The organism is Streptomyces sp. NPDC021019 (assembly GCF_044333295.1).
Taxonomy (GTDB): Bacteria; Actinomycetota; Actinomycetes; order Streptomycetales; family Streptomycetaceae; genus Streptomyces.
Map to the genome: position 1 here is coordinate 176,936 of NZ_JBIRQR010000010.1, position 11,418 is coordinate 188,353.

Below are 11,418 nucleotides of genomic sequence, written 5' to 3' on the forward strand. Positions count from 1 at the left end.
TCCAGGTGCAGCATGCTCGCCCGTCCGGCTGAAGTGGTCGAGAGGACCCCGAGGGGCGCACATCAAGTCGCATGACCGTCGCAGCCATCCGGTAGGACGACGGAGCGGTATGGGGGAGGGCTCGGCGGGGCAGAGAGCCGGCGCAATCTCGGGTGGTCGGGTCGCGGCAGTGCGCGAGATGTATCCGTTACGTAAGCCTCACTCAGGGACTGGTGTCCGGGCTAGTCGTCTGAAGAAGATTCGTGCGGAGGCGCCGGTCTCGGCGGCCCGCTGCTTGGTACCAGGAGGCGGCGAGTACAACAGCGAGTGCGGCTTCCACCATGTCACCGCCGTAGTACATGATCTGTGCGCCAGTCTGCACGTCCGCGGTGGTGAATGAGGTGCCGGGCGGCGAAGTGGCGTAGAGGGTCTTGGCGAGTACGGCGTGCGCGGCGCCGGCGGCGAGCAGCGTCGCTCCGCGAAGGAGAAGGCTGCGACGGTGGCGTACCGGGTCCAGTTGGCAGATGGAGAAGGTGAACAGCAGCCCGGCGACCAGGACGTGCGCGTGCATCGCTGTGTGCCCCAGGGGATGGTGCTGTACGGCTGCAAGGAGTTCCGTGCGGTAGAGCAGCCACAGCCCTCCGAGATCAAGCAGTGCTGCCACCGGCGGAAAGACCATCCAGGCGGTGGGACGCGAGTGCATCAGTGTTAGGAGGCTGCGGCGTGCTGCGCCGGGGGGCAGTACACGCAGGGTCAGCGTGAAGGGTCGGGTAAGGACGAGCAGCAGCGGAGCCGCCATGCCCAGGATCAGGTGCTCCATCATGTGGGCGGTGAACGGTTCTCTCGGCAAGGGGCTCACCGCGATCCATGCCATACCGGCGCTTCCGGCGGTGAAGGAAATCGTCCGCCATCGGGGCCAGGCATCCCCTCGCCGCAACAGCCGGCCTGCGGCCCACCAATAGACGATGGCCGCCGCCATCCCGGCCAGCGCCAGTCCGTGGGCGAACAGGCCAGGGTCGGCGGGCACCGGATGGGCATGCACGGCTGTCAGCCCGCTGATCCGGTTCGGCCTGATCGCCTGGCGCGCAGACCCAGCAGCAGACCGGTCACTACAAGGACCAGGCCGCCGACGTTCCACGCCCAGTCATAGGGAGCGATGTCCACGCCGTAGCGGATCTGATGCAGCCGAAGGAGTTTGTGATCGACGATCCCGTCGAACACCTGGAAGATCCCGAGACCGAGGAAGAAGCCGGCCCAGGCGTAGGCAGGAGCGAGGGTGCCGGAGCGCCGGAGGTCTGCGTAGAGGAAGAACCCGGCGATCAGTGCCAGCAGTTCGGCGGTGTGCAGGAGCCCGTCGGACATGAGTCCCACACCGCTGGTGGAGCGGTCGTAGAAGTGATGCCATCCCAGGATCTGATGGAAGACGATCTCGTCGACGGCCGCCATCACCGCCACGCCGATGACCCCGCACACCACCATCGACCTTCGAGGCTCAGAGTTCCCTTGCCGTCCAAGGTGTCGACTTTCCGGTGCATCCATGAAGGCCCCCTCCCGATAGAAACGGCGTGCGCCGACCGGTACACCTACCCGATGGCGTGACCATGAGCCGCTGGACACGGCATCCGGGTGAACCATCGGTGACCATTTCCCGTGACGTAGCCTTCCAGGTCAACGGCGATGCGCCGCAGGCCCGCCTCCAGGGCCTTGAGGTCCGCTCCGGTGGGGCTGTGGGGCCGCTGGCGCATCAGCGAAGTTCGCCTCCGAGGACCTACTCGGCGTTCTTCTGCGTCAGGCTGTCATAGCAAGCACCGTCAGCCAGTCACCGATGTCCGACTGGGGCTCTCCGGTGTCCGGGATCGATAGGAGGCGGAACGGCTCAGCACGGGGCATCCTCTCGGATTGCCTCGTCAGGAGCCGAGCTCCCACGGGCGACAGGCGGTTCAGGAGTCGGCGAAGTTCCCGCACATGCCCACCTCGGTGTCCGAGACGACGATCAGGCCATAGTCCTCCGCGTACACACTCACCGTGACCGCCGTCCTCCAGGGCATCCCCGGACGGTGCTTCGCCCCGCTCCTCTCCCGCCACGAGAGCCTGGGCGTCGTCCGCATCGCGGTGACCGACCTTCCCCCGCCCGGTCGCCGCGACCGGCTCCCGATCCGGACGGGAGCGGAGGCCGCAGAGCGCTCCTGTGTCGGACGGGCGTTGCGTCAGGAGGGAACGGTCGTTGTACGGGTGGACGACTGGCGAGACGGAATCGCAGTCGGCCTGGAGACCGGGTGCCGACGAGGGGTGGACCATGGTGAGCTCAGGCGCCCCGGGCGGGCGGAGCCCCATCGTTTCTGCGGCGGACGCCGCATGTGCCGTCCCGCTCGCCGCCGGGGCGAGCCTTGTCGATCCACCTGCTGTCGTACCTCCGATTCGTCACCTCGCAGTCATCCCCGACGGCAACCGGCGCTGGGCCGAGGACAAGGGCCTCCCGAGCCTGGAGGGCCATCGGCGCGGCTGCGAGCGGACGCTGGAACTGCTCGACCGATGCCGTACGGGCACCGGGATCGAAGTCCTCACGCTATGGACGACGTCCATCGACAATCTCAGCCGGTCCCGCGCGGAGGTAGACCAAGGGCTCCCCGTCATCGCGGCGTTCGTGGGACACGTCGCCTCTCTGGGGCAGTGGCGAATCGGGTTCCTCGGCGATCTGGATCTCCTGCCGTCCCCCGTGGCGGCAGAACTGCGCGACCACGCACACCGCAGCAGTACTGTTCAGGGCCCGCTGGTGAACTTCGCCATCGCCTACAGCGGTCAGGACGAGATCACGCGTGCGGTGCGCAGGCTTCTGGACAGCCGTGCCGCGGACGGCCACCTCCCTCCAGAGCATGAGCGGTTGAGCGCCGAGGAACTGGCTCGGCACCTCGACACCGTCGGCCTGCCCGATCCGGATCTCGTGATCCGGACCTCTGGGGAGACCCGGCTGTCGGGCTTCATGCCATGGCAGACGCTGCACTCGGAGCTGTACTTCTCTCCCGTCCTGTGGCCGGACTTCGACGCGTCTGCCCTGGAGGACGCGTTGGAGGACTACCAGGGCCGTCGACGACGCAGAGGACTGTGATGCGCCGGCCGCGGTGCGAGCCGCGCCAGGGTGTGACGACGATCGAGCAGACGGGACGCGTGTGATGCGAACGGCCGGTCACCAGCCGCGTGCGCTGTATGGAGGCACCTCGTCCACGGCCGAGTGCCGACCGAGCCTGCGCATGAGGGACGTGCACAAGAGCTATCGGAACCGCCCCGTCCTGCGCGGGGTTTCTCTGGACGTCTTCCCGGGGCAGATGGTGGGTGTGGTGGGTGAGAACGGCGCCGGGAAGAGCACGCTGCTGCGAATCCTCACCGGTGACCTGGCCGCGGACAGTGGAATGGCGGAGCGCCGGGGAACGCTGGGCAGCTGTCCGCAGGACGCGGTGCTCCACGGGGCGTTCACCGTCGAGCAGCATCTGCTCTTCCTCCGGACGGCCTATGGCCTGAGCCGCCTCGACCGGGCCTTCGAACTGCTGGAGCAGCTGAACTGCACCGGCTACCGGGACCAGCGCGTGGAAACGCTCAGCGGCGGGACCCGGCAGAAGCTCAACCTCGTTCTGGCCCTGATGCACGATCCGCAGGTGCTGCTCCTGGACGAGCCGTACCAGGGCTTCGACTGGGACACCTACCTGCGCTTCTGGGACCTGGCCAGAACCCTGTGCGACCGGGGGTGCGCGGTGCTGGTGGTCTCCCACCTCGCCTACGACGCCTCCCGCCTGGACACCCTGTACCGTCTGAAGGCAGGCGTTCTCCATGAAGCCGATCAGGCCGGCGCCGACGGGTGGGACTCGTGAAGCGGTGGTGGTCCTGCCTGCGGACCGCGCTGCGGTTCGCACTCGTCGAACAGTCCCGCAACCGGTTGGCGTTGCTTATCGTGCTGCTGTTCGTCCCGCTCTGGACGACCCTGGCGTTCGAGGTGGTGGCCCGGACGCCGCTGCGGTTCCACGTGCGCGCGGTGGACCGTTGGCTGGTCATGGACGCCAACGTCCTGACCCAGATCACCGGGGCGCTACAGGCTCTGACCTTGGTCATCGCCTTCATGATGTTCATCGCCACTGCCCGCTCCGCCTTGTTCGACCGGCGTCTGGTGCAGGCGGGCTACCCGCGGTCCTGTCTCGCGGCGGCGAAATGCGCCACGCTGGTCGTGGTGGCCGCTATGGTCGCGGTCTACGCCACCGCCTGGACCCACCTGCTGTGGCACCCGGCGCAGCCCATGGTCTTCGCCGCGGGCATGCTGATCGGCGCCCTCACCTACGGAGCGTTCGGCATCGTGCTCGCGGCCGTGCTGCGCAGTGAACTCGCCGGGATGTTCCTGGCCATCATGACCAGCTCCATCGACCTGCTGCTGCAGAACCCGATGATCAACCCCAACGCCGACAGTCCCGTCGTGCGCTACCTCCCCGCCCACGGCGCGGTGCAAGCCGCCGTCGCAGCCGGCGGGCTGCAGACCGTGCCCTGGAGCTCCTTGTTGCTGGGTGCCGGCTGGGCTCTTGGTATGGCCGCGCTGGGCATGACGGCCTTCGCCGTACGCACCCGAGCGGCAGCGTCCACCAGCCGCCCGGGCGGCTGATCAGCACACCGCCAGGGGCACCGCCGCCACTGTTCGGGCACCGTGAGATCCTCCGCTCGGAGCCGACTGGATACCTGGTCCCGCTTGATTGCCGCGGACCGCGTGGGGCCGCCCGCGGCACGCTGAGCTCCCGTCACCCGCGTCGTCCCCGGGACCTGAGACGCGTCCTTCTTCGGCCGGTGTCCGCCGGGCGCTATCGGATCCGTTCCATGGCCCACTGCGGTAGGTATTCGAAGAACGCGACCGACTCCGCTCGCCACCTCGAGCGCCAGCCGGCCGCCTCGGCCGAAGCCAGTTCCGCGTAGCGCCGCATGCCGCCGCGCATCTGCACCGGTACCCGGCGGCGCTCGGCGATGTCGCGGACGGCTGCGATGGTCTCCTCGGTGCAGTCCGGGTCACCGAGCGCGGATTCCACCACGGTCCTCTCGGCATCCGTAGCGGCCGCGAGGATGGCGTGGACGGTGTAGTTGCGCCGCCCGCTCCGGATGTCGGCCCCCATGGGCTTGCCCATGATCTGTGGGTCTCCGAACAGATCGAGGTAGTCGTCGCGCATCTGCCCGCCGATCCCCACCAGCCGGGCGTAGCGGCGCAGCTCCTCCTCGAAGAGGTCCGGTTGCCCGCCCGCGGCAAGCAACCCCAGCTGCATCGGGGCCAATACCGAGTAGCGAGCGGTCTTGTAGTCGGCCACACAGTGGAGCGCTTCCTCTTCCGTGGCCGGGGAGAAGTCGCGCTCGAGGTCGATGATCTGGCCCAGGAAGGTGTCTGAAGCAGCCCTGGTCTGCACTTCGACCATGGCCTGCCGGATGGCAGGAGGCGCTGTGGACTCCAGCAGTACCCGCAGGGACAGGGCGAGCGCCAGGTCACCGGCGAGGATGGCGAGCCCCAGGGCGGCCTGCGGGTGGTCGGGGAACTCGTGCCGGTAGGCGTAGTAGGTGGAGGGGCCGCCCCGGCGGGTGGGACTGTCGTCGATGATGTCGTCGTGGATCAGCCCGTGCGTCTGCAGCAGCTCGATGCTCAGCGCGGCGTCGTCCACTGCCTCGACCGGCTCGGTGGTCACCAGGCGGGCGGCTTCATGGACCAGCGCCACGCGCATCCGCTTCCCTCCACGCAACGACAGGTCCCGCAGCAGCTCCAGGCACTCGGGCGTGAACCTGCTGAACGAGGGCACCTCCAGATCAGTGCCGAGAGTGTGGAAGTACTCCTCGAACAGGGTGCTGAAGCGGTTCTCGTACCCGGCCAGACGCGTCCGGATCCGGGTGCTCAGGACAGCGGAATCAGTCACGGGGAAGTCCTCCTGATCGAAAAGACATAGGACAGGCGTCGACCGCCGACGGCAGCCCGGAGTCAAGCACCGGCGCCCGCTTCACCGACTGCCGGGGTACCGGTGCCTCGCGACGGCTGCGGGACCGGGAACGTCCCGAGCTCAGGAGCTGTAGGAGACGGCGGCAGCGGCCAGCCCGTGCAACGCGCGGTAGGCGGCGGGCGGGAACCCAGCCGTCTCGAGCACCTGCACGACGTGATCATAACGGGCGGTGATCATGGCCTCTGTTCGTTCCCGCGTCTCGGTCGCCTCCAGGATGGTCCTCACTTCGCCCGCCCCACACTCGTCCAGGTCGGACCGGCCCACCAGGTCACCGAGACGCTGCCGCTGCTCGGGACCGGCCGCCTGCATGCCCAGGGCCAGCAGCACGGTGCGCTTTCCTTCCCGAAGATCACCCAGTCCCGGAGCACACGCGCCGTCCGTGCTGCCGAACACGTCCAGCAGATCATCCCGGAGCTGGAAAGCCTCGCCCAGCGGCAGCCCGAGGTCGGTGAACCGATCCAGGACCTCCGCACCGCCCCCGGCGACGGCAGCGCCCAGCTGCAGCGGTCTCTCGATCGTCGCGGTAGCTGTCTTGTAGCGGACGATCTCCAGTGCCGCCTCGACGTCATCCGTGTCCCGGCCTGTGCCCATCACGTCCAGGTACTGGCCGTACATCACCTCTTCCAGCATCGCGTCGTACAACGCGTGTACCGCTTGCCGCCTCTCGCAGGACAACTGAGCGGTGTGCAGCAACTCCTGCGCCCAGATCAAAGCAAGGTTGCCCACCAGCAGGGCACCGCCCGCACCGAGCCGCTCCGCGCGCTGCGACGGAATCAGGCGGGTGCGCAGGGCCCGGTGGACCGTGGGGCGGCCACGGCGGCTGACCGAGTCGTCCATGATGTCATCGTGGATGAGGGCGAAGGCCACGAACAGCTCCAGCGACGCGGCCACCCGCACGGCCGATTCCGTGTCCCCACGCCCGCCGGCGGCATGCCAGCCCACCACACACAGCAGGGCACGGATGCGTTTGCCGCCGGCATTCAGGAAGGACCGCAGCGTGTCCACCACCTCAGGTGGAAGGTTCCGCCCACGCGCCGAGCCGATCTTGCCGTCCAAGAAATCCTGCAGTACCGCATCGACTCGCTCGCGTACCGCCGACAGGTCGATCTCTTCCTGGATCACGGGGACAGCCGATGCCACAGACCCACCCCTCCGACCTGGTCCGCAAGCTGGTCCGCCCGGCCGGCGAAAAGCGGAACCCGGCAGCTCCGCCCGCCCGGCACACCCGGATTCCGCAACAGCCCGCGCCGCCTGCAGCGCCACGTCAAGCATGTGATCCGCATGCATCATCAACGACAGGAACGGCGCCGGATCACGCCCGCTCCACACCGGACCGGCGCTCCTGAACCAGCAGACGCAGACATGCCACCGGCTGGTCCCGCAGGGGCCCGCGCGCGACACCGGCTCCCCGCGCAGTGATGGCCCGAAGCCGCTGGTGGTGCAGACGCAGTACACAGCGCACCAACGGACGATGGGACTCTGCGACTTCGTCGACAATTCGGCCTGCCTCTTCGAGCGTGGCATGCGCGGTGTCGGCAGTCGCTGAGATCAGCGTGCGGACACCCGGAGTGTCCCGGCCCTGCTCGAGATCGCCCCGCGTCACGCCGTGCCGCTGAAGGTCGTCAGTAGGCAGGTAGAGGTTTCCGCCCCGCAGATCCTCCGCCAGGTCGGCGAGGAAATCGGTGCGCTGGCAGCCGTCGGCGAGCAGCCGGCAGGAGCGGGCGAACTGCTCGTCCCCACCACCCGGCCGCACCAGGCCGGTGGTGAGCATGGCGAACGGCCAGGTGAGCTGATCGACATACGCCTGGTAGTCGGACTCGTCGACGAAGCCGGGGAAGCCCAGATCGATCTGCGTACCCTCCAGATAGGACTCGACCCATCGCCGCGGCAGACGGCACTCGTCGGAAGTGTGCAGAAAAGCCCGGAGCAACGGGTGCTCCCCCCGGCCGGTGTCCAACCCCGTCCGCACCAGACCCGCCCACCGGTCGAAGCGTCGTCTGCGCTCCTCGAGGACGCCCGCATCACACACGTCGTCGGTGAAGGACGCGAACGCGAAACCGGCGAGCAGATGCGGCTGGGAAGCCGCCGGCGCCAGAACCCGAGCAGCCGCGTAAGCCGCTGGATCACTACGCATGAGGAACCGCGCCACGTGACCGTAGTCGGCCCGCAGCCGCCTCCCTTTCACTCCTGCCGCATCCAGACACCGCCGCCACCAACGCACGGGCTTCCCTCGCTCACATTTAGGGGCGTGCAGGCAGGACTACATGCGCACCGACATCGATCCATCAGAACAACGAACGGAGCACGTCATCTGTCACGCCGTTCTGGCCCCGCTCTGCCTCCCCTGGCGCCACGCGCGTATCGAGCCTCCGCACATCTGACGCGGAGCGCGGCCCTCAGATGCCCAGCCCGGCCCGGACCAGGCCAGTAGTAGCTCAGGGCCCCTTGGCGCTTTCGCCCGCAGCAACTGCAGACTGCTCGGTTCCCTTGATCGAGTCGGGGCAGCTGGCCGGGTCTCCCTCCCGGAGGGAGGGCGGGGCCGTGGGCGACCTGCAGCAACTCCTGTCCGACGTGGCCGTCCAACGACTCCGTCCGGAAACGGCTCCGGCCGATCTCGGAAGCCTGCGGGCCGATCTCGACGCGTGGGCGGGACAGTTCCTCGACGAGATGGCCTCGCCGCCGGCCGGGCGTGCCCACGTCCGGGACGCCCTGCTCGGCGACCCCGACGGAACCCATGCCGGTCAGTGTTCGGCGTATGCCAGATCGAGGCCGGCGCTCGCCCCACCAGGGCTGCCGCCCCTGGCGCTCGGAGAAGGGACCCGACACCTGACCACTTCGCTCGGCGGGTGTCTGGTCACTGGGGCGTGGCGGCCGAGCGGCTGGCTGTACCGGCAGGCGCCCGCCCTGAAACCCTCAGCAACGACCGACCAGGACGTTGCCCTCGGGCGTGACGCCCGTCCGACGCCCCGTGCGCACGAAGGACTCGTGGACGGGGCCCTTCGTCAGAGGCCCTTCGGCTGGTAGACCCCCCAGACGTCCCGCAGCACGTCACAGACCTCTCCGACGGTGCAGCCCACGCGCAGGGCCTCCTTCATGGGATAGAGGACGTTGCCCTCGCCCCCGGCGGCGTTGCGCAGATCGGTCAGCGCCGTGTGAACGTCTTCGCCGACCCGCCACGCGCGCAGCTTGGCGAGGCGTTCGGCCTGCTGGGTTCTGGTCGCGGGGTCGATGTGCAGGGGTTCGTAGGCCCCCTCCTCTTCGAGGTCGAAGCAGTCGACGCCGGGCACGAGCCGCTCGCCGGAGTCGGTCTCCAGGGCGATTCGGGAGGCGTTGCGCTCGATCTCGTCCTTCTGCAGGCCGTGCTCGATGGCGGCCACGGCCCCTCCCGCCCCCTCCACCTTGGCCATCAGCTCCAGCGTCGCGGCTTCCATGTCGCTGGTCATCCTCTCGACGGCGCAGGAGTCGGCGAAGGGGTCGACGGCCCCGTTCACGTCCGTCTCGTACGCGAGGATCTGCTGGGTACGCGGCACCGGGCGGGCGGACCCGTCGGTCGGCAGGGCGACGGCCTCGTCGAAGGACTCGGTGTGCCGGGACCGCGCGCCGCCCGGTACCGCCGTCGGGCCCTGGACGGCGACGCGCCCCAGGTGCACCCCCGGCCGCTGCGCGGTCAACTGCCGGCCCACGGTCTGCGGGTGGGAGCGCAGCGCCAGCGACTCGGGGCTCCTGGCCCCGAACTCCTCCTTCATCACCCGCGCCCAGACCCGGCGCGCGGCACGGAACTCGGCGATCTCCTCCAGGATCGTCGGCCGGGCGACGAAGGAGAACGTCAGGCAGGGCGCGAAGTCGTCGACGTCGATGCCGGCCGCGACCGCCGTACGCACGTACTCGACGGCGTTGGCGAGGGTGAAGGCGATCTCCTGAGCGGGCGAGGCACCGGCCTCGGCCATGGGGTCACCGGAGACGGAGATCGTGTTCCACCGGGGAATCTCGGTCCTGCAGTACCTGAAGACGTCGGCGACCAGCCGCAGCGAGGGCTTGGGCGGGAAGATGTACGTCCCCCGCGCGATGTACTCCGCCAGCACGTCGTTTCGGATCGTGCCGGTCAACCGGCCCGCGTCGACCGCGTGCTCCTCCGCCACCAGCTGATAGAGGAGCAGGAGGACGGCGGCCGGGGCGTCGATCGTCATCGACGTCGATACCTTGTCCAGCGGTATCCCGCCGAACAGGATCCGCATGTCGTCGATCGAGTCGATCGCGACGCCGGCCTTGCCGACGTCACCGTGCGCGAGCGGGGCGTCGGAGTCGTACCCCATCCGGGTGGGCAGGTCGAAGGCGACCGACAGACCCGTCGTGCCGTTGGCGATCAGTTGCTTGAAGCGCGCGTTGGACTCCTTCGCCGTGCCGAAACCGGCGTACCGGCACATCGTCCGCAGCCGGCCGGTGCGCATCGTCGGGTACACGCCCCGCCGGAACGGGTGTGCCCCCGGTTCGTCGGCCGAGTCCCAGCCCTGCGGCGCGTCCGGCCCGTACACCGGCTCGATGGGCGGTCCGGGCTCCGACTCGTGAGCGGATCTCATGGCGGGTCCCTTTCACGGGGCATGGGGTCAGAGGCGCCGGGCACGTCCGGCAGCCCGCGGGGGCTGCCGGACGTGACGGTGGCGTTCGGTGGCCATGAGGCAGTGGTTCAGAGCTCGCTGTCGATGAACTTGAAGAGATCCTCGGCCGAGGCCGCCTCCAACTGGTCGGCCACGTCCCCTTCTGCCGCGGATCCCACGGATTCGTCCAACTCGGCGAGCAGGGCGTGCAACTGGGCCGGGATCTGGGTGGCGGTGACGTCGGAGACCGGGACGGCGGCGAGCATGCCCTTGATCCCGTCGAGCGCCGAGAGGACCCGTTCGACCGCCCGGGACGACTGCTCCTGGGTCGTGTCGGTGGTGGTGGGGGCGAGTTGGTGGTGGAGGTGTTCGGTGAGGGCGATGGGGGTGGGGTGGTCGAAGATCGTGGTGGCGGGGAGGCGGATGCCGGTGGCGGTGCTGAGGCGGTTGCGCAGTTCGACGGCGGTGAGGGAGTCCAGGCCCTGGTCGAGGAAGCCGCGTCCGGGCTCGATGGTGGTGGGTGAGTCGAGGGTGAGGATCTGGGCGGTGTGGCGGCGGATGAGGGTGAGGAGGTGTTCGTGCTGTTCGGTGGGGGTGAGCCCGGCGAGCTGGTCGGTGAGGGCGGGGCCCTGTTGGGCGGTGCCGGCCGTCTGCCGCACCGTCGCCAGCCGGGAGAACACCGGCAGCATCGGCAGCCGTTCGGTGTCCAGGTTGCAGACCATCCGGACCGGCCGGTGGTGGTGTTCCTGCGCGTCGAAGAGTTGGAGTGCGTGGGTGTTGGTGAGGGGGCGGATGGCGGTGCGGTTCATGCGGGCGAGGTCGTGGTCGGTGAGGTGGGCGGT

Annotated in this window: 10 protein-coding genes and 1 pseudogene; 4 read left to right on the plus strand and 7 right to left on the minus strand. The window is 69.1% G+C overall.

The features are described from left to right. Positions 1-202 precede the first annotated feature (202 nt). Both ACH4RG_RS34740 and ACH4RG_RS34745 read right to left on the minus strand, forming a co-directional pair. Positions 203-1,006: a cytochrome c oxidase assembly protein gene (locus ACH4RG_RS34740; RefSeq protein WP_398540756.1), complete on the minus strand. Its 804-nt coding sequence runs from the start codon at positions 1,004-1,006 to the stop codon at positions 203-205. A 20-nt stretch (positions 1,007-1,026) separates the two neighbouring features. Further along, a complete protein-coding gene (locus ACH4RG_RS34745) occupies positions 1,027-1,458 on the minus strand; it encodes a DUF2243 domain-containing protein (protein ID WP_398540757.1) in 432 nt (143 codons plus the stop codon). Between the two features lie 817 nt (positions 1,459-2,275). Here ACH4RG_RS34745 and uppS point away from each other — a divergent pair. From uppS to ACH4RG_RS34760, 3 genes are all read left to right on the plus strand, one after another. Beyond that, positions 2,276-3,085 carry a polyprenyl diphosphate synthase gene (uppS, locus tag ACH4RG_RS34750; RefSeq protein WP_397925492.1) on the plus strand — a complete coding sequence of 270 codons (810 nt, stop codon included), beginning with the start codon at positions 2,276-2,278 and terminating at the stop codon, positions 3,083-3,085. A 142-nt stretch (positions 3,086-3,227) separates the two neighbouring features. Next, positions 3,228-3,842, plus strand: coding sequence for an ABC transporter ATP-binding protein (locus ACH4RG_RS34755; protein WP_397932400.1), 615 nt, complete (start codon positions 3,228-3,230; stop codon positions 3,840-3,842). Further along, positions 3,839-4,618 carry an ABC transporter permease gene (locus ACH4RG_RS34760; RefSeq protein WP_398540758.1) on the plus strand — a complete coding sequence of 260 codons (780 nt, stop codon included), beginning with the start codon at positions 3,839-3,841 and terminating at the stop codon, positions 4,616-4,618. The genes ACH4RG_RS34755 and ACH4RG_RS34760 overlap by 4 nt, the downstream gene beginning before the upstream one ends. Before the next feature lie 193 nt (positions 4,619-4,811). Here ACH4RG_RS34760 and ACH4RG_RS34765 read toward each other — a convergent pair whose 3' ends face one another. The 3 genes from ACH4RG_RS34765 to ACH4RG_RS34775 form a co-directional block, all read right to left on the minus strand. Next, positions 4,812-5,900: a polyprenyl synthetase family protein gene (locus ACH4RG_RS34765; protein ID WP_398540759.1), complete on the minus strand. Its 1,089-nt coding sequence runs from the start codon at positions 5,898-5,900 to the stop codon at positions 4,812-4,814. A gap of 141 nt (positions 5,901-6,041) precedes the next feature. Beyond that, positions 6,042-7,103 (minus strand): polyprenyl synthetase family protein, encoded by a 1,062-nt coding sequence (locus ACH4RG_RS34770; protein WP_398540760.1) that lies wholly within the window; start codon positions 7,101-7,103, stop codon positions 6,042-6,044. A 190-nt stretch (positions 7,104-7,293) separates the two neighbouring features. After that, positions 7,294-8,130: a squalene/phytoene synthase family protein gene (locus tag ACH4RG_RS34775; RefSeq protein ID WP_398540761.1), complete on the minus strand. Its 837-nt coding sequence runs from the start codon at positions 8,128-8,130 to the stop codon at positions 7,294-7,296. A gap of 251 nt (positions 8,131-8,381) precedes the next feature. On the opposite strand from ACH4RG_RS34775, the pseudogene ACH4RG_RS34780 reads away from it, so the two are divergent. After that, positions 8,382-8,741 (plus strand): annotated as a pseudogene (locus tag ACH4RG_RS34780) (hypothetical protein); the annotation flags it as partial. A gap of 242 nt (positions 8,742-8,983) precedes the next feature. On the opposite strand, the gene ACH4RG_RS34785 reads toward ACH4RG_RS34780, so the two are convergent. Together ACH4RG_RS34785 and ACH4RG_RS34790 are read right to left on the minus strand one after the other, a co-directional pair. Beyond that, on the minus strand, positions 8,984-10,558 hold the full coding sequence (locus ACH4RG_RS34785) for a methylmalonyl-CoA mutase (protein WP_398540762.1): 1,575 nt from the start codon (positions 10,556-10,558) through the stop codon (positions 8,984-8,986). Positions 10,559-10,665: 107 nt separating this feature from the next. Continuing rightward, the coding region (locus tag ACH4RG_RS34790) for a phosphopantetheine-binding protein (RefSeq protein ID WP_397932393.1) at positions 10,666-11,418 on the minus strand (753 nt) is incomplete at its 5' end.

Excerpts from the sequence above, each read along its gene's own strand:
- ACH4RG_RS34755 (WP_397932400.1), top strand. The coding sequence starts at position 3,228 with ATGAGGGACGTGCACAAGAGCTATCGGAACCGCCCCGTCCTGCGCGGG.
- uppS (WP_397925492.1), top strand. The coding sequence starts at position 2,276 with ATGGTGAGCTCAGGCGCCCCGGGCGGGCGGAGCCCCATCGTTTCTGCG.
- ACH4RG_RS34785 (WP_398540762.1), bottom strand. The coding sequence starts at position 10,558 with ATGAGATCCGCTCACGAGTCGGAGCCCGGACCGCCCATCGAGCCGGTG.
- ACH4RG_RS34745 (WP_398540757.1), bottom strand. The coding sequence starts at position 1,458 with ATGGTGGTGTGCGGGGTCATCGGCGTGGCGGTGATGGCGGCCGTCGAC.